This window comes from Geobacillus thermocatenulatus, assembly GCF_002217655.1.
GTDB classification, from domain to species: Bacteria; Bacillota; Bacilli; order Bacillales; family Anoxybacillaceae; genus Geobacillus; species Geobacillus thermocatenulatus.
Window position 1 is genome coordinate 404,580 of the sequence record NZ_NEWK01000002.1, and the last position, 19,755, is coordinate 424,334.

The 19,755-nt window shown below is 53.8% G+C and carries 17 protein-coding genes; 4 read left to right on the plus strand and 13 right to left on the minus strand.

Features of this window, described 5'->3' with window-relative positions; genetic code table 11:
• Window positions 1–25: 25 nt before the first annotated feature.
• From B9L19_RS10955 to B9L19_RS11000, 10 genes are all read right to left on the minus strand, one after another.
• Window positions 26–2,413: an ATP-binding protein gene (locus B9L19_RS10955; protein WP_244182610.1), complete on the minus strand. Its 2,388-nt coding sequence runs from the start codon at window positions 2,411–2,413 to the stop codon at window positions 26–28.
• A gap of 25 nt (window positions 2,414–2,438) precedes the next feature.
• Entirely contained in the window at window positions 2,439–2,828 is a 390-nt protein-coding gene (locus B9L19_RS10960; RefSeq protein WP_025950092.1) for a response regulator transcription factor, read from the minus strand.
• 123 nt (window positions 2,829–2,951) lie between these two features.
• The gene (locus tag B9L19_RS10965; RefSeq protein ID WP_047753218.1) at window positions 2,952–4,559 is read right to left on the minus strand and encodes a diguanylate cyclase; all 1,608 of its coding nucleotides are present in this window, start codon (window positions 4,557–4,559) and stop codon (window positions 2,952–2,954) included.
• Window positions 4,560–4,702: 143 nt separating this feature from the next.
• Window positions 4,703–5,632: an alpha/beta hydrolase gene (locus B9L19_RS10970; RefSeq protein ID WP_025950094.1), complete on the minus strand. Its 930-nt coding sequence runs from the start codon at window positions 5,630–5,632 to the stop codon at window positions 4,703–4,705.
• Between the two features lie 122 nt (window positions 5,633–5,754).
• Window positions 5,755–7,437 carry an acyl-CoA dehydrogenase family protein gene (locus tag B9L19_RS10975; RefSeq protein ID WP_047753219.1) on the minus strand — a complete coding sequence of 561 codons (1,683 nt, stop codon included), beginning with the start codon at window positions 7,435–7,437 and terminating at the stop codon, window positions 5,755–5,757.
• 95 nt (window positions 7,438–7,532) lie between these two features.
• On the minus strand, window positions 7,533–9,059 hold the full coding sequence (locus B9L19_RS10980) for a class I adenylate-forming enzyme family protein (RefSeq protein ID WP_047753220.1): 1,527 nt from the start codon (window positions 9,057–9,059) through the stop codon (window positions 7,533–7,535).
• Window positions 9,056–9,445 carry a MerR family transcriptional regulator gene (locus B9L19_RS10985; RefSeq protein ID WP_025950097.1) on the minus strand — a complete coding sequence of 130 codons (390 nt, stop codon included), beginning with the start codon at window positions 9,443–9,445 and terminating at the stop codon, window positions 9,056–9,058. The genes B9L19_RS10980 and B9L19_RS10985 overlap by 4 nt, the downstream gene beginning before the upstream one ends.
• A 371-nt stretch (window positions 9,446–9,816) precedes the next feature.
• Window positions 9,817–10,605, minus strand: a complete 789-nt coding sequence (locus B9L19_RS10990) for an ABC transporter permease (protein WP_047753221.1) — start codon at window positions 10,603–10,605, stop codon at window positions 9,817–9,819.
• Between the two features lie 2 nt (window positions 10,606–10,607).
• Complete coding sequence (locus B9L19_RS10995) at window positions 10,608–11,381, minus strand: ABC transporter permease (protein WP_047753222.1); 774 nt, start codon at window positions 11,379–11,381, stop codon at window positions 10,608–10,610.
• On the minus strand, window positions 11,378–12,349 hold the full coding sequence (locus tag B9L19_RS11000; protein ID WP_047753223.1) for an ABC transporter ATP-binding protein: 972 nt from the start codon (window positions 12,347–12,349) through the stop codon (window positions 11,378–11,380). Before B9L19_RS11000 ends, B9L19_RS10995 begins: the two co-directional genes overlap by 4 nt.
• A gap of 157 nt (window positions 12,350–12,506) precedes the next feature.
• On the opposite strand from B9L19_RS11000, the gene B9L19_RS11005 reads away from it, so the two are divergent.
• Window positions 12,507–12,893: an IFT57 family protein gene (locus B9L19_RS11005; protein ID WP_047753224.1), complete on the plus strand. Its 387-nt coding sequence runs from the start codon at window positions 12,507–12,509 to the stop codon at window positions 12,891–12,893.
• 799 nt (window positions 12,894–13,692) lie between these two features.
• Here the strand turns inward: B9L19_RS11005 and B9L19_RS11010 are convergent.
• A complete protein-coding gene (locus B9L19_RS11010; protein ID WP_047753238.1) occupies window positions 13,693–15,666 on the minus strand; it encodes an acetoacetate--CoA ligase in 1,974 nt (657 codons plus the stop codon).
• Between the two features lie 237 nt (window positions 15,667–15,903).
• Here B9L19_RS11010 and B9L19_RS11015 point away from each other — a divergent pair, with 237 nt between their 5' ends.
• From B9L19_RS11015 to B9L19_RS11025, 3 genes are read left to right on the plus strand one after another with little or no spacing between them, the layout of a single operon-like run.
• Entirely contained in the window at window positions 15,904–16,158 is a 255-nt protein-coding gene (locus B9L19_RS11015; protein WP_025951235.1) for a FeoA family protein, read from the plus strand.
• A complete protein-coding gene (locus B9L19_RS11020) occupies window positions 16,151–16,885 on the plus strand; it encodes a FeoB small GTPase domain-containing protein (protein WP_047753225.1) in 735 nt (244 codons plus the stop codon). Before B9L19_RS11015 ends, B9L19_RS11020 begins: the two co-directional genes overlap by 8 nt.
• Window positions 16,854–18,248, plus strand: a complete 1,395-nt coding sequence (locus B9L19_RS11025; protein WP_047753226.1) for a nucleoside recognition domain-containing protein — start codon at window positions 16,854–16,856, stop codon at window positions 18,246–18,248. The genes B9L19_RS11020 and B9L19_RS11025 overlap by 32 nt, the downstream gene beginning before the upstream one ends.
• Window positions 18,249–18,485: 237 nt before the next feature.
• On the opposite strand, the gene B9L19_RS11030 is transcribed toward B9L19_RS11025, so the two are convergent.
• Entirely contained in the window at window positions 18,486–19,112 is a 627-nt protein-coding gene (locus tag B9L19_RS11030) for a histidine phosphatase family protein (protein WP_047753227.1), read from the minus strand.
• Between the two features lie 172 nt (window positions 19,113–19,284).
• Entirely contained in the window at window positions 19,285–19,740 is a 456-nt protein-coding gene (locus B9L19_RS11040; protein ID WP_047753228.1) for a GNAT family N-acetyltransferase, read from the minus strand.
• Window positions 19,741–19,755: the final 15 nt, after the last annotated feature.

The following is a 19,755-nucleotide window of genomic DNA, read 5'->3' on the forward strand; positions in this document are numbered from 1 at the left end:
ATCCGGCTGCTTAATCAAAAAAGCATCAGTTCACCTCTTGCGGCACCGGCGCCAAAGGAAACTGAACCGTAAACGTGCTTCCTTTTTTCTCTTCCGAAACGACGGTTACCTCACCGCCGTGCGCTTTCGCAATTTCTTTGACAATCGTCAAGCCGAGTCCTGTTCCGCCGATGCGGCGGCGATCAGAGTTATCAACGCGGAAAAACTTTTCAAAAATGTGCGGCAACGCTTCGGCTGGGATGCCGAGCCCTTCATCTCGCACATCGACGCACAGACAACCTTTTTGCTCATACACCCGCACCTCAATCGCCCCCCCGTCAGGTGAATATTTCACCGCATTATGCACTAAGTTCGCAAACAGCTGCCGCAGCCGCTCGCTGTCGCCGCGGATCATCGTCCGCTTTGTCTCGACCAAGACGGAAAACGTATGAATATCCGTCCCCATTTTTTCGGCGTCGATGATTTTTTCTATGATCGGAACAAGATCAACCGGCTCCCAACGATACGTCTGCCGGCCGGCTTCCATGCGCTGCACATCGAGAAAATCGTTGATTAAAGCGGTCAATCGCTCTGCCTCTTGATAAATCGCGTTCACATATTTGCGCTGTCGTTCAGGCGCAAGCGGTTTGTTCAGCAACAACTCCGCCAAACCGAGAATGCCCGCAAGCGGCGTCCGCAATTCATGGCTGACCGTGCTGACGAGCTCAGACTTCATTCGATCCACTTCCGCCTGCTTGGTGACATCACGATGAACGAAAATCGTGCCAAATTTCGCCTCCCCACGGTAAAGAGGCGCCGCATACACTTCCATCACCACCCGCTTTTCTTTTAGCTCATACATCATAACTGATAACTGATCGGCTGATCCAAACACAGCTTGATCAAAAAAATCGCCAAGGGTTCGCTCATCGACGGCCAACGCACAAAGCTGCTGCTTCCATTTGGCATACGGCATCCCGTCCCACCCGTCGTCGGCGGCGCCGAACCATTCTTTCATCCGCCCGTTCATAAGCCTATTTGTTCCTTGAAGGTCGACAAGTTGAATGCCTTCATGCAAATGATTGAAAATCTCTTCTGTCAGACGGCGGTCTTTTTCGGCTTCTTCATACAAAGTGAGCTTTTGCAAAGAAATCGAAATATGTTTGCCAAGCTGCTCTGCCTCAGCTGCTTCCTCATCCGTAAAGGCCGCCCCAAACCGGCTTAAGACGATGATGGCCTCTATGTCATCGTCTGGCGATAACACGGGAACAAACAAATCGTGCGAATGGAGCGGCCGATCATGGTAACCGCGTTCAAACATCGGCAGCTCGCGGCGCACTGCAAATGCGCGTTTCGTCTCGAGCAGACGGTGTTCAAGGCCGTTGTACAGCTGCTGCAAAAACCGCTGGACGCTCATGGCTGATAATCCAAACGAAGCATATGTCTGCTCGCCATCCATCGCAACGATGATGCCTCGTTCCGCTTTCATGATGGCGCACAAATGATCGATGATGCTGGTTAATACTTCCTTCTTATCAAGAGATTGTGCCATTCCTTTAATAAGGGCATTGCGCCGCGCCAGCTCCTGCTCGCGGCGCTCCGCCATCGCCAGCGCTTGCTCCAGTTCGGATTGCTGGGCCTCAAGCTCCTCTTGTTGGGCAAGCAATTCTTCATTTTGCGCCAACAAGTGCCCCTCTTTTTCATGGATGCTCTCCATCATCATCTTGAACGCTTTCGACAGCTTGCCAATTTCATCTTCCCGTTCATCAAACGCCGGCCATTCAGCCCCTTCCCCTTGCTTGGCGAACTGTTCCGCCGCAACGGCAAACTGCTGCAGCGGACGCCCGATTTGCCTCGCCGCCAGCCGCAAAAGCCGCTGCAGCAAAACGAGCAAGATAGCGATCAAGGCGATAAAGGCAGCTTGACTGTATTGTTGCTTTTGCTTAAACCGGACATATTCTTGTTTCATTTGATCAATCAACGCATCATGATAACGAGCCACTCGCTTTTGAAAACTTTGCACCGCCGCCGTCCCGCCGTTTTCGGCAATCAGCGCTACGTCCCGGCGGTCGCCGCGCTCAAACGCCTCCACCGCCTTCGGCACGAGTTGTTCGAAATAACGGATGAAAAAATCGCGGGCATCGCGAAGAAACCGTTCATCTTCCGGGAGGGAAGCCAATGGTTCCATTTCTTTCAACAACTGATCGATCGTTTCTTGCTGTTGAAAAACGCTTTCTTTAAACACCGGGCGTCCGAACGCAAAATACCCCCGCACATCAAAAAACGCCTGCGTAAACGCCCGATCAAGCTGGCGAGTGAGCATTTCCTTTTGTTCAAGCTTCTGTTGCGCCGCCTCAAATGAACGGACGAGCGACTGCTGATACATCAAAAACAACGCCGAACCAACAAGAAACACCCCCGCACATACAACCATCAAGAATACAAATCGGGCTGAGAGGCTACGACGAAAGCTCATGACCATCTGTTTCATGCAATATCTCATTCACTTTCTTTACAAATTCGGTTGGGCGATATGGTTTCTCGATAAACCAATCCACACCGGCAGCCCACGCCCTCCCTTGATCAGCCGGCCCGGTTTTCGCTGACAGCATGATCACTTTCGGACGTCTCTCCGGGCAGTGGCAATCAATAGATTCAAGCACTTCGAGGCCGCTATAAAAGGGCAGCATATAATCCAACACGATCAAATCATAATCGCGTTCGCGCAGCCGTGCAAGCGCCTCGGCCCCATCCGCAGCTTCATCCACCTCATATCCTTCATCCGTCAACAAATCGACTGCTAACATGCGCAGCACCTCTTCATCCTCAACAATCAAAATCTGTTTCAATCGTTCTTCCTCCCCCTGCTTCATCATATCCGCCATTTGCCAGCCAAGGACAAATCCTCCTCCACTCTCCCTCAATCCCCAACGGAAATGACCCGATTCGGACATAGAGTGTCCGACACAGCACTACATTCGTTTCAGCAGCCGGCTCACCCGCGCCTCAAGCTCCAACCGTTTAAACGGCTTCGTGATATAATCATCCGCCCCCAACTGAAGCGCCCGCGCGATATCTTCTTCACTTTGCCGCATGGTTAACATAATGACTCTATACCGTGCGGCATCGCGTCGGCTGCGGAGACGGCGCAATACTTCAAGGCCGTCCATTTTCGGCATCACCCCATCCAAAATGACCAGACACGGCGAACGGTCCTCATGCCAGGATGATTCGACAAACGACAACCCATCCGCAAACGCCTGCACTTCATACTGCTCCTTCCGTTCCCGGGCAATATGCTCCAGAAGATCAACCACAATCGTACGAACAATCACATCATCATCAACGACCGCCATTTTAACCGTTTTCCGTTGCTGTCCACCACTGGTTCTCCCCGCAACCGCCGTCCGATCGCGCCCGCCGTCTTTGGCTGCATATAGCGCCGCGTCCGCTTGCTCAAGCCATTCATCAATCGGCATTCCACCCATATTGACTTCTACGATTCCACAAGAAAAGGTGCAATAAAACACCTCATCTCCTAAAGAAAAGGGATGGGAGCGAAACTGGCTGCGGAGCCGCTCGATGACTTCGGCAGCGTCTTGTTCCTGGGTTTTCGGCAAAAAGAGAAGAAATTCCTCGCCGCCAAACCGAAACGCCAAATCATTCGGCCGCGTCCCATCCCGGAGAAGCGACGCAAATTCCCGCAGCACCACATCTCCAACTAAATGGCCGTATCGGTCGTTAATCTGCTTAAAATGATCGAGATCAAGCAAGGCAATGCAATACGGCCGCCCGTGCCGCTCCCGCTCGTTCTCCATCTGCCGGTACGCTTCGGACAAATATTTGCGGTTGTATAAGCGCGTCAGTTCATCAACAAGCAAAATCTCTTCCAACTGCTTTTTCCGTTCCAGCAAGCGATGGAGACGAATAAGAAACTCCGATACGGAAAATGGTTTGACCATAAAATCATCGGCACCCAGCGCATAACTTTGCACCCGCACCTCTTCTCGGTGATCTCCGCTGATGATGACCGTCGGGACGAATTGTTGGCCAAGCGCTCCTTTCAATTCTTTAAGAACCGTCAGCCCGTCCGTGCCGTTCATGTGGACATCGATCACCACACAGTCGGGCCTCACCTCATAAAATTGCGCGACTGCCTTTTCTGGTTGGGCGACGGTGGCCACCTGCCATCCTGCTTTCTCCATCTGCTCTTTCATAAACATGAGAAAAAGGGGATCGTCGTCAATCATCAACATCAACGGCGCTTCCTCAACGACGGTATTCGAAAGTAAAAAACGGGGTGAAATGTCGCGATACGTCTCATCGTAATACCAATGCATCAGTTCGTACACATGCTCCTTCAAAGCCGCAGGCGTCCATGCTTGTTCCCTTTCTGACTCAAGCCGCTCCAGCAGACGCCGCGCTTTTTCCCCAAGGTCTTGCATGCCGATCACCGCCGCCGTGCCCGCAATGTTATGGAAAAACCGATGCACATCTTCATACGTAATCGTTTCTGCTCGCTCCCATTGTTCCAATTTGGAACGAATATTGCGCCAAAAATGCTCCTTGTATTTGTCCATGGCCGGACGCTGCCCCTCCCGTTTTCATCTCATCTTCTTAAACGGCACAAAAAAGAAGGAACTGCCGGAGCTGTTCCACTATTTTTCATTATATATAGTTTTTGTTGTGCTGTACACGATCAAATCTATTTTTCTAGCCTTTGTCACTCAAGCGATTGTAAAAAAGAAAGCACGCGGCTCACGTATTGGTCGCCGTACAACGAGAAACTTTTGACATGATCCGCTTTGTCCGTCAGCCATAGCTGAAACGCATCTGGATGGGTTTTGTACAGTTTTACGCTTTCTTCATACGGAATCGAACGGTCGTCTTTGCTGTGAATGAACAAAATCGGCCTCGGCGCGACACGATCGACGGCATGGATGGGCGAAGACACGCCTAAATCCAAATCGGCCAGCGCCGGAACGATCGCCAAAATCAAATACGTAAACGGCACGTTCGGCAGATGCGTCCACACCGGCATATTGGCGCGCAAATACGATTCGAGGTCGCTGAACGGGCTGTCCGCAATCACCCCGCGCACATCTTGGTCTTCCGCCGCCGCCAAGATCGCTGTCGCCGCTCCCATTGAAACACCATACAGGGCAATGGGCTCATCGAAGTGCTTTTTCGCGTAATCGATGACGCCAAGCAGATCGTCTTTCTCTTTAACGCCGATCGTAATCATATCGCCTTCCGACTCGCCGCTCGCGCGAAAGTCAAACAAGATGACGCGGTATCCGTCGTCAACGAGCCGCTTGGCGAGCGGCAAAAACGGCACATTTTCTTGGACGCGGTTGTTGCCGTATCCATGGGCAAAAATGACCGTCATTTTCGCCGCTCCTTTTGGCGGAATGATCCAGCCTTTGAGCGCCGTTTTTCCATCTTTGCTTGCAAATGTCGCCCTTTCATACGCCATGCCGTAGTCTTTGGGTGTAACGACAATCGGCGCGCGCGGCTTATGCGTCAGCTGCCAGCCGACATAAACGGACAGACCGACACAGACGAGCACCCCCAACATCACGACGCCAATGGCCGCCGAAACCCACACGCGCCGTTTCGTCCGGCGCGGCGTGCGCACCAATTCCATGCGCATTCCCCCCTATCGCTTTTCCCTTTTCTTTCATCCTACTTGTTCCATTGCTCATTTGGCAATCAAAAAAAGAGATGTCCGCCCAACACGAACATCCCTTTCGCCCACGGCCCGCTGCCGCCAACTTACGAATGGGCAAGCGGGGCGGATGCTCCTTTGCATCTGACGATCAAGTCAAACTCGCGCACCGATGTCATCCGTTCATCGATCAGCCCGCGCTCCCACACATGACGCACAAACAGCTCGGCGATCCGCTGATTCCGATCGTTTTCCTGTCCGCGTTCAAGGGCGATGATGCTCAAATACAGATCACACATCCGATTGGCAATCGCTTTCGCGTGGAACGTCTGCACCTCATCCGCTTGGCCGCCAAGACGGGGGAGCGCGGCCACCAACTCCTTCAACCCTTCTTCAACCGGGCGGGCAAGCGGCCTAACCTCGGCCGTCAACCGCCTAAGCCGCTCCTTCATCTCCGCGATGAACCGCTCGTGAATGCGGTATTTGCGCATCAAACGCAGCACCTCGAGCGCCAAAATATTCGCCGTTCCCTCCCAAACGGTCAGCACTTGGGCGTCACGAAGCAGGCGCGGGGTGACAAAATCTTCGATATACCCGTTGCCGCCGTGCAGTTCAATCGCCTCATGGCTGAAGGCAATCGCTTCGTCGGCGGTGCGCATTTTAAGAAGTGCGATCAAAAGCCTGAGCCATGCTTTCTCCGCCTCGCTCGCTTCATGCGGCGCAGCCATGACGCGGTCAAACAAGGCGATCATGTCAAAGCAGGCGCTCGTTTCCACTTCCTGTCTCGCCGTCAAATTGGCAAGCGTCTCGCGCCCCATCGGGTAATTCGTCAAGACATGGCCAAAGGCCGTGCGCCGATCGGCGTATTGTTTCGCCTCTTCCAGCGCCCGCTTCATGATGCCGACGGAAGCAACCGCATTGCAGACGCGCGAGAGATTAAGCGCTTCCATCATATAATAGAAGCCTTTCACCGGATCGCCGATGACATACGCCTTGGCGCCGTCAAACACGACTTCGGCGGACGGCACGGCGCGCACCCCTAACTTGTCTTTCAGGCGGCGAATCGAGATGCCGTTTAACGTCCCATCTTCTTTGCGCCACGGGACAAGGAACAAGCTCAGCCCTTTCGTCCCCGGCCCGCTCCCGTCGATGCGCGCCAATACGAGCGCTACGCCGCAACGGCCGGCATTGCTGGCAAAATATTTTTCCCCGTATAACTGATAATGATCGCCGCACGGCACGGCCCGCACCGCGTTGGCGCCAACGTCCGATCCGCCTTGGCGCTCGGTTAAAAACGTCGCCCCTTCATACAGCTCGACCTCTCCGGTGGAGATGACATGGGGCAAATACGTCGCCTTCAGCTTTTCATCGGCAAAATGCTCGAGTACATAAGCAGTCGCCATCGTCAGCGTCACCGGACAATAAAACCCGGGCTCGGCTTGGGATAAAATGTACCCTTGGGCATATGAATAAACATAGTTCCCTTTTCTCCCAAGCTCGGGAATCGGCTTGTGCACATAGCCGACAATCCCCGTTTCGTACGTCTGTTTTGCCGTCTGCTCGTATCCTTCATTCACCCACACTTCAGAAATGTCGTTGCCAAAGCGGTCATATTTGATCAGGCGCGGCTGCCCTTCGCGGTCGGTATGCACAGCGCGGCGGTCGACGTCCGTCAAGCAAAATTCGTAAAACGACGCGAGCTTTTCTTCCGCATATCGATACAATTCGTCATCCAAATGCCGTTTCAAATTCGCCAACAAATTCGGGTCAACTTCACGAAGCGGTTTCATCGTCTCTCCCCTTTCTTCGATTTTCGTTCCCCTCACAATTTTTGGAGCTCTATCAAGACGGCTAGGCGATCCCATTGCGCCGCCCCCAACGCTCCTTATCTTCCTTGCGCGGCCGCCTCCCGCGCCCGCAGCACTTGTTTCAACACTTTTCCCGTCGCATTGCGCGGCAGCTCCGCGATCGCCTCATACAGACGCGGAATTTTATAGCCAGCCAGCTTGTCAGATAGGAAGCGCTTACATTCCTCCGCAAGCGGTTCAAGCGGTTGATTTAATACCACAAATGCTTTTGCCGTTTCGCCCCACTCCGGATGCGGCACGCCGATCACAGCGACATCCGCGACCGCCGGATGCGTCCGCAGCACATCTTCCACTTCCTTTGGATAAATGTTGACGCCTCCGGAAATAATGATATCTTTTTTCCGGTCGACGATCCAAATGTAGCCGTCTTGGTCGCGGCGCGCCAAATCGCCGGTGTACAGCCAGCCGTCTTTGATCGCTTCGTTCGTTTTTTCTTCGTCCTTATAGTATCCTTTCATCACGCTCTCCCCGCGCAGCACGATCTCCCCGACCTCGCCGGGCGCGACCTCCTGTCCGTTCTCATCGACGATGGCCACCTCGCAATGAAGAGCGGCATAGCGGCCGACGCTTCCCGCTTTTTCGCCATGCTCCTCAGGGGACAAGTACGTGCCGTTCGGGCCCGCTTCAGTCAAACCGTATAAACCCATCATCCGCCCGGCGCCAAAACGGCTGGCGACAAACTTCACTTCCTCGCGCGACAGCGGCGCCCCGCCGTACATCCAGCAGCGGACCGAAGAAAGGTCATATTCGTCAAAGCGCGGGTGCTTCGCCGTCAACAAGTACGCCACCGGCGCGCCGAAAAAGTGGGTGATCTTATGGCGCTCAACGAGTTCAAGCAAGGCATCCGGGGAAAAGGAAGGAGCCAAGACATGGGTCGCGCCGACATACGTGCCGCCTATGAAAAACAAATGAAGCGGCGCCGAGTGGCTGAGCGGCATGAGATGCAGCAGGCAGCTTTGGCGGTCGATTTTCGTTTCGATCACGATCATATCCGCCACGGTCATGACGTTGCGATGCGTAAACAACACCCCTTTTGGCCGCCCCGTTGTCCCCGATGTATACAAAATCGTCGCCTCATCATCTCCGTTGGCTGGGCAGACGATCTCTTCGGAATCACCCGAATCAATCAACTCCTCGAGCGACAGCCAGCCGACTCCCGCCTTCCCTGTCTTCACCCACATTCCATCGCTTCCACCGACGAGCGGGGCGAGCACTTGATGAACCGAATCATGAGCGATCAGCGCCTTTGCCTCGCTATGGCCGAGAATATACTGCACCTCAGCCGCCGTCAGACGGGCGTTGATCGGCACAACAACGGCGCCAAGGCGCAAAACGGCAAAGTACGAAACGGCAAACTCCTTGGTATTGGGCATATACAAGGCGACTTTATCGCCGCGTCCGACGCCAAGCCGCGCGAGCGCTGACGCCAGACGGTTGACCGTTCGGTTGACTTCGGCGTAGGAAAGCTCCGTTTCCCCATCGATAATCGCCGTCTTGTCGGGAAATTTCCTCGCATTGCGGGCAAGCAGCTCTGAAATGTTCATCCATCCGATCCCTCCCATTGTCGCAATCGCTGTTCAAAATCGGAAAGCAGCGCTTCCATCTCCGCCTTCAGCTGCAGCAAATCCTCAATCCGCTCGTTCACCTCCTTCAATTTCCGCCGCCCGTATTCGACCGTTTTTTCCAGCTGTTTCTTCCCCGTTCGGTCCTCATCAAACAGCGAAATCATCTCATGAATCTCGTCAAGCGAAAAGCCGAACCGTTTGCCGCGCAAAATGAGCTTGAGCTTCGCCCGCTCCTTTTTCGTGTACAGCCGCTGCCCTGACTCGGTCCGAATCGGGGAAAGCAATCCGCGTTCTTCATAATAGCGGATCGTCCGGGTGCTCACATCAAACTCGTGCGCCAAATCGGAAATGGTGAAATAGTGCATAGCCATCCCTTTTCTAGAAGTAATATTCTGAATTTTATTTTAATTGACGTTGACGTAAAAGTCAACGAGTAGGAACGCAAAGAAGCGGGAGTACGGCCTTCCATTATAGATCGACCCTTGAAAAATCGGGGTGAACATTTTGCCAAAACAACGCTTCCCCTTCAGCCAAAAGCAACGAGTCCGGCAAAAACGGCCGCTTTTTTACGAGCCTTCTAAGTTCATGCGCAACCTAACACGTCTCAAACCATCTGCACAAGCCGGCCACGAACGATGCGCCGCTCGCCACCCCCGCTGACCGACCACTGTCGAGATGCAGGCGAAACAGTGATTGACCAAAGAAAAAAAGCCCTCGTCTAAGAAGGCTTTTCCTCTCACCCGCCCGCTCCGGTGTAAAAGCGCAAGGCAAACCGCCAAAAGCGGCGGGAAGCCCATAAAAAGAGCATAGCCACAGCCAAAGCCGCCAGCACCGCAGCCATGCTCCATTTCCCAAGCAGCGCCAAAGCCGGCGTATTGGTGATCAACACCGCCGGCAGAACATACGTAATCACGAAGCGCACCGCGCCGCGGTACATGCTGCCCGGGAAGCGGGCCGTGTCAAAAAACGAGTCGAAAATAAACGACAAATCATCAATGCGCACCACCCAAAACGACGTCGTCATGAGCATCATCCATAACGAATAAATAAGCAAGAGTGACGCGGTCATCACGACGAAAAACATCAAGACGTCCGCCGCCGACGGCACGTAGCGTTCGACATACAAGCCGTAGCCGATGACGCCGAGGCCAAGCGCTACATCGATCAGCCGCCAAAAGACAAGATGGCGGAAGCTGACGTAAAACATGCTGTCGACCGGTTTCGTCAAAATATAATCGAGCGTGCCGCGCCGGACATGCTCAAGCAGCCGCGGCATGTTCGGGCGAAGCGCAAAGTCAATGAATCCGCGCAACGCATTAAAGACGCCAAGCAGCACAAGCACTTCCCCATACGTCCAGCCGCCTAAGCGGTCCGTCTGATAAAAAAAGATATGGATCGTAAGCAGGGCGATGCCGAGGCCAAAAAAACTGGCGATGAAATTGCCGAAAAATTCGCTTCGATATTCCAATTCCTCGACCAAACAAGCGCGGAAAAACTCGCGGAACACTCGTCCATACCGTCGCATATTCACCCACCTACCGCCTGATTTTTTCGCATTCCTGCTTTCCAAAGCCACTGCAAAGCCACGACAAACACGGCCATCCACCCTGCCGCAATCGCAAAGCCGCGCACCATTTCTTCGCCGCCTGCCACCCCCGTGGCGATTTCGATCGGAAAACTGATCATATAGCGGAACGGCAGCCACTCGCTCCATTCGCGAAGCACCGGCGGAAGCATCTCAAGCGGCGCAATTCTGCCCGATAAAAACAACGAAATGACATCGATCACGCCGTACACCGCCGCCACCTTTGTGACCCAAAATGCCAGCAGCCCGCATGAGTAGCTCAACAAAAAGCGAAGCGCCGCACCCAACACGACCGCCGCCAAAAACAGCACCGCTTGCCCTGCCGTCATATGCGGGCGAAGCGCCGGCCAAAACACCGCCCCCACCAGCCAAACCGGCGCTAAAATGACGGCAAACAGCCATTTGTAGACGATGTTTTCCGCAATCGCCCAATGGATCGGATGAAGCGGCCTAAGCAGCAAATTCGAAAACGTCCCTTCGCGGATTTCACGGTCGAGCTCCCATACATCCCACGCGCTCGTCATCCGCTCGACAAAAATGACTGCCATAAAATAGAACAGAAACGACCCGCTCTCTTCCGGATGAATGTTCATCCAGACAAACATCGTAATGAGCGGCTGCGTGATCGCGCCCGTCATCCAGACGAACGTCGCGAGTCGATACGCGAGCATTTCGATGTATTTCATCCGCAACAACGCAATATATTTGCGAATCATACACGCTCCTCCCAAAACGCGCGCGCAATCACTTCTTCAAGCGGCGGATCTTCGATGTTGATATCGCGGACATCAAACCGTTCCAACAACCGCGCTGCTGTCTCCGCCGCCGCCTCACGCGCCACCCGCAACACGACGGTTCCTTCTTCCATTTCCGCCACTTCGCCGTACTCGCTCCAATCGACATTCGGCAGCCGAGAAAACCGAACCTCAAGCCGCTTGTACGGCGCCAGCTTCTCCGTCAGCACCGACAAATCCCCGTCGTAAATCAATCGCCCGTAGTTAATGATCATCACCCGGTCGCAAAGCGCCGCGACATCCCCCATATAGTGCGACGTCAACAAAATCGTCGTCTCGTGTTCCCGATTGTAGTCGACGATAAAGCGGCGCACGTTTTCCTGCGTATGGACGTCCAGCCCGATCGTCGGCTCATCCAAAAACAACACGTGCGGCCGATGCAACAGCGCGGCCGCCAGCTCGCAGCGCATCCGTTGGCCAAGCGACAAGCTGCGCGTCGGCTTGTCAAGAAGCGGCGCCAAGTCGAGCAGCTCCGTCAATTCCTCGAGCGTCTGGCGGAACAACCGATCGTCGATGTCATAAATCGCTTTATTGACCAAAAACGTCTCCAACGGCGGAATGTCCCAAATAAGCTGGCTTTTTTGCCCCATCACCAAGCTCATCATTTTTTTAAACTCCGGCTTTTGCTCAAACGGCACAAACCCGCCGACCGTAATCTCCCCTGACGTCGGATGCAACAGGCCGGCCAACATTTTCATCGTCGTCGTTTTCCCCGCCCCGTTTGGCCCTAAAAAGCCGACGATTTCCCCTTTTTCAATCGTAAACGAAACGTCCTTCACCGCCTCAATGACGCGGTAGTCGCGCCGCCACAAATGGCGCACCGCCTCAAGCCATCCCGCATCGCGGCGATGGACGCGGAACGATTTATGCAAATGGCTGACACGGATCACAGTGCCCATCCTCCAATAGTGTACTGTTGACACTCTTTTGTATATCACACCGAGGGGGCGCGCCGCAAAGAAAAACGTTTCGTCATCTTTCTTCTATCATCTCTTGCTTTCGCCATGTATAATAGAAGGAGAATCGAACCGGAAAGGAGATTGTCGAATGGGAGCGATCTCAAATGAAATGATTTGGCAAGCGATTAAAGAACTCGCCGACCAGCTGCAACAAACAAATGGACAAGTACAGCAACTTGGCGAGCAGGTGCAGCAAACAAACGAGAAAGTCCAACAACTTGGCCAACAAGTCCAACACCTTAACAGCCAAGTGCAGCAGCTGAACCACCAAGTACAGCAAACCCATGTGCAAGTCGAGCAACTCACCAAACAAGTGCAGCAAACCAATGAACAACTCAGCCAATTAAGCCAGCAAGTATTCGACATGGACAAACGGCTCAGCGACGTCGCCAACGGCCAAAAAATTTTGGTCGAAGAGCTGTTTGAAAACAAAAAAGAGATCAAGCGGATCAAGACGGCGCTCAATATGTACTAGACGTCAGTACGGTTCATTTCGTTAACCTCTTCGATGTTTCACGCCTGTGCCATATCCTATGTGAACACAGCCATCATCCAACACATACTTCCTCGCTTACGTCATACTAAAACCTCCCAACATCGTCGCTGTAAATAAAGTCCGAAAGATTCTCTCAAACAAATCTTTCGGACTTTCCCATCGTCAACTACCCCTACTTCGCTAACGCTTGAAGTGGGGGCTTGCAACTCCCCAGAAGTGCAAACGGACGTCGTCCTCCTTCCTTGACTTGGGGTTGCATCAGGGGGCAGGTTGACCGCTGCCCAACGACGCCGGTCATGCCTGCATCGTTACCGATTCTCTCGGTGTGTCTGTTGGCAGTACTTGGCTTCCACACACAACAGACAGACCTACGCTCGATGTTTGACGGTTGCAACGTTTCCTGCAACCCACTCCATCCATCGAGCAGCCGTTATTGGAGTGCCTTTATTGAACGGTTTTCTCCACGCCTTTATTCGATCATACACAAAAGAAAGGGGGAACGCGCATTCCTCTCCCACTTACTTCCTTTGGTCGTTGAAGCGGGAGTCTCCTGCGCGAAATAGGATGAAAAAGACACCACATCTCGGCTCATCGACCTAACATCCCTTTCACCGTCATTTGTTCCTCCATCAACAATAAGGTTCCAAACTAGCCTAGTCCGCTTTCTTTCTGTAATGCCCACGACTTCTTCCGCTTATATCCATCACGAATACGAGAAAGGTTATTATTAAGCGTCACCACTTAATAACAACCTTTCGCACGCTTCCAAAAAGGGACTTCAGCTTATTTGCGTCTTCGCCAGCTCGAGGAAAAAGTCGAGCGCCTCCGGATTGGCCATCGAGCCTGGATTGACCGCCTTTTCGAGCGGGAAGCCTAAGAGCAGCTTGCGGATCGGAATCTCCATTTTCTTGCCGTTTAGCGTTTTCGGAATTTGCTTCACCTCGTAAATTTCATCTGGAACAAAGCGCGGCGAGACGTGTTGCCGGATCGATTGGCGGATGCGCTCTTTCAGCTCGTCATCGAGCACTGCGCCCGGCTTGAGGACGACAAACAGCGGCATAAACGACTGCTTACCCATCATTTCCAAATCAACAATGAGGCTTTCGAACACCCCGTCGACCGCTTCGACCGCACGGTAAATTTCGCTCGTGCCCATGCGGACGCCGGCGCGGTTGATCGTCGAGTCGGAGCGTCCGTAAATGACGCATCCCCCTTGTTCGTCAATTTTAATCCAGTCGCCGTGCTTCCAGACGCCCGGGTACGTGTCAAAATAGCTGTTCCGATACCGTTCGCCGTCTGGATCGTTCCAGAAAAAGAGCGGCATCGACGGCATCGGCTTCGTGATGACAAGTTCACCGACTTCATTGACAAGCGGCCGGCCGCTTTCGTCAAACGCCTGCACATCCGCGCCCAACGCGCGGCACGAGAGGACGCCGGCGCGCACCGGCAAAATGGGGGAGCCGACGACAAACGCGGTGCACACATCCGTTCCCCCGCTGCATGATGCCAGGCAAATATCCTCTTTCACGTTTTCATACACCCAGGCGAACCCCTCGACCGTCAGCGGAGAACCGGTCGAGAGCACGGCCTCGAGCTTTGACAAGTCAAATTGCTCTTTCGGCTTCAGGCCGAGCTTCATGCAGATGTTGATAAACGCCGCGCTTGTGCCAAAATGGGTGATGCCTGCTTTCTCCGCAAGATCCCATAAGACATTGCCATCCGGGTACGTCGGGCTGCCGTCATAAAGCACGATGGTCGAGCCGGCAAGCAACCCGCCGATCAAAAAGTTCCACATCATCCACCCGGTCGTTGTAAACCAGAAAAACGTGCTGTCTTTCGTCAAGTTTTCCGCAATCGTGAGCGCTTTTAAATGCTCAAGCAAAATGCCGCCATGCCCTTGGACGATCGGCTTCGGCAAACCGGTCGTTCCCGAAGAATACAAAATCCAAAGCGGATGGTCAAACGGAACGTCTTCATAGACGAGCTCCGCCTTGTCCGCCACGACATCATCCCACAGCACAACGCCCTCATCCGGTGCTTCCATCTGCCCGCGCCAATACGGAAGCAGCACCGTCTTTTTCAATGACGGCAATTTGGCGCGCAATTCCGATACGACCGGCATTTTGTCAAATTCTTTGCCGTTGTATTGGCAGCCGTCGACGGCAAACAAGACAGTCGGCTCGATTTGCGCGAACCGGTCAATGACGCTGCCAGCGCCAAAATCCGGCGAGCAGCTGGACCAAATGGCGCCAATCGAGGCGCACGCCAAAAACGCCATCACCGTCTCAGGGATATTCGGCATATACGCGACAACGCGGTCGCCGCGCTTCACTCCCATCGCTCGCAATGCTTTGGCGATCGCTGCCGTTTTTTCGCCGAGCTCCTGCCATGACACTTCCCGGTACGGCACGTGCTCTGAACGGAAAATGATGGCCGAGCGGTCGGCGCGCGCATGCCGGAAAATATGTTTCGCATAGTTGAGCGTGGCACCTGGAAACCATTCCGCCCCCGGCATCTTCCGTTCACGCAGCACACATTCATACGGCGTTGTCGCCTGAACATCACAATATTCCCAAACCGTTCCCCAAAATGACTCAAGCTCCTCCACCGACCATGTCCACAGCTCGCGGTATGAAGAGAAGGAGAGCCCTTTCTGTTCTCTCAACCAATCCATATATCGATAAAGGTTGGAGCTCTTGATTTGTTCCTCCGTCGGCTGCCAAAGAATCGTCCCTTCCGTAATCGCTTTCATTTCATCGCGCGTCAATGGACGCCGTCACCGCCTTTCTGTTCATCATGAGTTCAGACTATTCATATGATAACATGATTTCCTACTGTTTTGAATAGTTGTTGGTTCGACAACTCTGTCAGAAAAAGAGGAAACAAATTTGTTGACAACAGCGAGGCAACTGGAATATGATAAATTCAAAAGTTGGTCTAGGCAAAAAAAATGTCTTTAGTAAAAAATATTAACCGGAGGGAAACTTTTATGGCACCAGCAAAATACTGCCGCCTCTCCGATACGAAACCAGGCGATCGATTTCGCATCGAAAAGGTTGATGTTCCTGATCCTGTGTTAAAAAGGCGGTTGCTTGATTTGGGATTTGTACCCGGCGGGGAAGTGAAGGTGGGACAAAGAAGCCCGCTTGGCGACCCGACCGCCTATCGCGTTTGTGGAACGACGATCGCATTAAGGAAAGAAGAAAGCGACTATATTTACGGGGAGAAGATCCACCATGACTGATAGGACGTATACAGTTGCCCTAATGGGAAATCCGAACACCGGCAAGAGCACGTTGTTCAACGTCTTAACGGGCCTGCGCCAACATACCGGCAACTGGCCCGGGAAAACGGTCACTCATGCGGAAGGAGAATGCCGCCACCGCGGCGCATTGTACCGGATCGTCGACTTGCCAGGAACGTATTCGCTCTATTCCAATTCAGCCGATGAAGAGGTGGCGCGCGATTTTCTCCTGTTTCAACGTCCTGACGTCACGGTCGTTGTCGTCGACGCGACGGCATTAGAACGCAACTTGAATCTAGCGCTTCAAGTATTGGAAATGACCGACCGGGTCATTGTCGCCATCAATTTGATGGATGAAGCGAAAAAGAAAGGCATTCATATCAACACAAAAAAATTGGCTGCCAAACTCGGTGTGCCGGTCGTGCCGATCTCGGCCCGCAACCGGGAAGGAATCGATGCACTGCTTGATACGGTGGATGCCATGGCGCATGGACGCATTCACACCACCCCGCTTTCCATCCGGTACAGTCCGGAAATCGAACGAGGCATTGCCAAGCTCTTGCCCCTTGTCAAGGAACTGATGGGTGACACGCATCCTGCTCGCTGGATCGCTCTTCGTCTCCTTGACGGTGATGCATCGCTGCTTCAAGCGCTGAAACAACCGCCGCAACGATTGATCAAGGAGGGGAACGCGTATGCCTGCTGCGGATCTGTCAAATCAGTTTGACCAGCTCATGAAAGAAGCCAAGTCATTAGCACCGGCTGACACGCGTGAACAGATCGTTTCTGCCATTTTCCAAACGTCAGCTGCGCTTTCTCAAGAATGTGTCACGCATACAGCGGCCGCAAAACGCGATCGAACAGAACAAATTGACCGCATCGTCACGTCGAAGCAGTGGGGATTTCCGATTATGCTGGCGCTGCTTGCCGCTGTCCTGTACATGACAATCGCCGGCGCCAACGTATTTTCCGATTCGCTCGCCCGCTTGTTCGGAACGATCGAAACGTATCTCACCATGGCGTTTCAAGCGATGCACGCCCCCGACTGGCTGCACGGCCTCCTTGTGCTTGGTCTATACCGAGGCACAGCTTGGGTTGTCAGCGTGATGCTGCCGCCGATGGCGATTTTCTTTCCCGTATTCGCGTTGCTCGAAAACTACGGCTACTTGCCCCGTGTCGCCTTCAACATGGATCGCTTGTTTCAAAAAGCGGGGGCGCATGGCAAACAATCGCTGACGATGGCCATGGGCTTCGGCTGCAACGCGGCGGCCATCATGTCGACGCGCATTATCGAATCGCCGCGCGAGCGGATGCTCGCGATTTTGACGAACAACTTCGTCCCGTGCAACGGACGTTGGCCAACGCTGATTTTGCTTTCTTCCTTATTTATGGCAGCCGGCTATACAGGCGGATGGAACACATTCATGACAGCGGGTGTGGTCGTCGCCATGGTGTTGTTTGGCATCGTCGTCACGTTGACCGTTTCATGGGTCTTATCCAAGACGGCCTTGCGCGGCATTCCGACCCATTACACGCTGGAGCTGCCGCCGTACCGGCGCCCGAAAATCATGGAGACGATCATCCGGGCCACCCTCGACAAATCACTCTATGTACTGAAACGGGCGGTCACCGTTGCGGCGCCAGCCGGCGTCATCACATGGATTCTCGCCAATCTTCATATCGGCGACACAACCGCGCTGGCCGCTTTCGCCCACCGGCTTGACCCATTTGCCCAATCATTGGGATTGGATGGCTACATTTTGATGGCGTTCATTTTAGGCTTGCCAGCCAATGAAATTGTCGTGCCGATTTTGCTGATGGGCTATTTATCCGCGGGGGCGCTCATCGAAGCCGATGGTCTGCATTCTCTTAAACAACTTTTGCTCGACCACGGCTGGACGTGGCTCACCGCCCTCAATATGATGCTGTTTTCCCTGCTTCACTACCCATGCGGCACGACGCTCGTCAACATTTACAAAGAAACGAAAAGCGCAAAATGGACGTTCGTCGCCTTTGCCTTGCCGACAGCGATTGCCATTGCGGTCACCTTTACGACCGCACAGCTGGCGAGATGGCTCGGGCTCGTATAAACGGCGCAGCCCCGCTTCCCGATCGAGGGAAACGGGGCTGTTTTTTTGGACAATGAAAAAGCAGTTCTTCACCAAACGTTGTACTGAAAGGCGCCCACTCATAGCTTTCATCCATTTCTTGAATCATGAATGAGGTTGCATGATGGCGCAAGAAACCGATCCGATTGGCCAAGCGCATATTATGGCGATGAACCGAAGAAACAGCGCCGCCTCCAATTCTCCACCCTTCTTCCCTATCTATACTTCCTTGACTTCTTCTAGATGGGAAACATCGCCTTCCACAACCAGGTGAAACACGTCCGCATTCACCTCCACAATCGTCACGCTCGTGCCGTACATATACGGCGGCGCCCACAGCTGGTCAAGCGGCGCGCCCTTGAACGCCGCCACAAGCGTTTTCAGCACGACGGCGTGAGTGACGATTAACACCGTTTCTCCTTCGTGCCGCTCGATGATGCGCCGCACCGCTTCAAGCGCCCGCTGTTGCACGTCGCAAAACCGCTCGCCGCGCTTTGGAGCGTACAGATGGGGGGCGTTCCAAAAATGGTCGAACGCGATCGGATCCATTTCCCGGATCTCGTCATGCGTCTTGCCTTCCCAATCGCCAAGACGAATCTCGCGCAGCCGCTCGTCTTGATAGATCGGAATGAGCCGCCCGCCGCGGACGAGCTCAGCCGTTTCCAGCGCCCGGCCGCTTGTGCTTGTGTAAATCGCGGCCAATTCCACCTCTTCAAGCCGCTTTCCAAGCCGCATGGCGTCTTGCCGCCCTTTTTCCGTGAGCGGCGAGTCTTGCCATCCTTGCATCCGCTTTTCGACGTTCCACTTCGTTTCCCCATGTCTGGTCAAATACAAGGTTGTCCCCATGTGTTTGCTTCTCCTCTCTATTCATCTATCGATCATTCAACCGCCCGCTTAGGCAAGCGAAACGCAACAGATCCGCTTTTCATCTCTGCTTGAGCGCCTTTCGGCAGCACTGCCATTGGATCTGTATGGCCAAGATCGGCATTATGCACAACTGAAAACTCACACCCGCTTGTCATCCGCTTCGTTTCACGAGTTTCGTTAACTCGATTTTTTCTGGCGTTTCGATGCGCTCGATGGCACGAAACCCATGGCGTCCGTAAAAGCGAAGGGCCGGCGCGTTGCCGCTTCCGGTCGTCACGACGATCTCGCTGATCGACGGCTCTTGCTTGATGACAAAGTCGAGCAACGCGCTGGCGATCCCTTGGCGGAAACAATCCGGGTCGACCATCAGCCGGCAAAGGTGAAGCGTCGATCCGCTTCGCTCATAGGCGATCGCCCCAACGAGCCATTCGCCTTGAAAATAGCCGAAAAAGCGCTCGCCGCATCGTTGCAGAGAAGCGATCGCATCGTGAGGCGGCGGAAGCGCTGTGCTGCCGATGAGCTGCGCCTCGATCGCATACGCGCGCCGCTGCAGGCGCAGCACCATAGCGGCCGTTTTCTCATCTGCGATCTGAAGTTCCGCAATCATGTTCCTCTCCCTTTC

Coding starts and splice junctions, on each gene's coding strand:
- B9L19_RS10955 (WP_244182610.1), bottom strand. CDS start 2,413: ATGGTTGTATGTGCGGGGGTGTTTCTTGTTGGTTCGGCGTTGTTTTTG.
- B9L19_RS10965 (WP_047753218.1), bottom strand. CDS start 4,559: ATGGACAAATACAAGGAGCATTTTTGGCGCAATATTCGTTCCAAATTG.
- B9L19_RS10970 (WP_025950094.1), bottom strand. CDS start 5,632: ATGCGCATGGAATTGGTGCGCACGCCGCGCCGGACGAAACGGCGCGTG.
- B9L19_RS10975 (WP_047753219.1), bottom strand. CDS start 7,437: ATGAAACCGCTTCGTGAAGTTGACCCGAATTTGTTGGCGAATTTGAAA.
- B9L19_RS10980 (WP_047753220.1), bottom strand. CDS start 9,059: ATGAACATTTCAGAGCTGCTTGCCCGCAATGCGAGGAAATTTCCCGAC.
- B9L19_RS10985 (WP_025950097.1), bottom strand. CDS start 9,445: ATGCACTATTTCACCATTTCCGATTTGGCGCACGAGTTTGATGTGAGC.
- B9L19_RS10990 (WP_047753221.1), bottom strand. CDS start 10,605: ATGCGACGGTATGGACGAGTGTTCCGCGAGTTTTTCCGCGCTTGTTTG.
- B9L19_RS10995 (WP_047753222.1), bottom strand. CDS start 11,381: ATGATTCGCAAATATATTGCGTTGTTGCGGATGAAATACATCGAAATG.
- B9L19_RS11005 (WP_047753224.1), top strand. CDS start 12,507: ATGGGAGCGATCTCAAATGAAATGATTTGGCAAGCGATTAAAGAACTC.
- B9L19_RS11010 (WP_047753238.1), bottom strand. CDS start 15,666: ATGAAAGCGATTACGGAAGGGACGATTCTTTGGCAGCCGACGGAGGAA.
- B9L19_RS11015 (WP_025951235.1), top strand. CDS start 15,904: ATGGCACCAGCAAAATACTGCCGCCTCTCCGATACGAAACCAGGCGAT.
- B9L19_RS11020 (WP_047753225.1), top strand. CDS start 16,151: ATGACTGATAGGACGTATACAGTTGCCCTAATGGGAAATCCGAACACC.
- B9L19_RS11025 (WP_047753226.1), top strand. CDS start 16,854: ATGCCTGCTGCGGATCTGTCAAATCAGTTTGACCAGCTCATGAAAGAA.
- B9L19_RS11030 (WP_047753227.1), bottom strand. CDS start 19,112: ATGGGGACAACCTTGTATTTGACCAGACATGGGGAAACGAAGTGGAAC.
- B9L19_RS11040 (WP_047753228.1), bottom strand. CDS start 19,740: ATGATTGCGGAACTTCAGATCGCAGATGAGAAAACGGCCGCTATGGTG.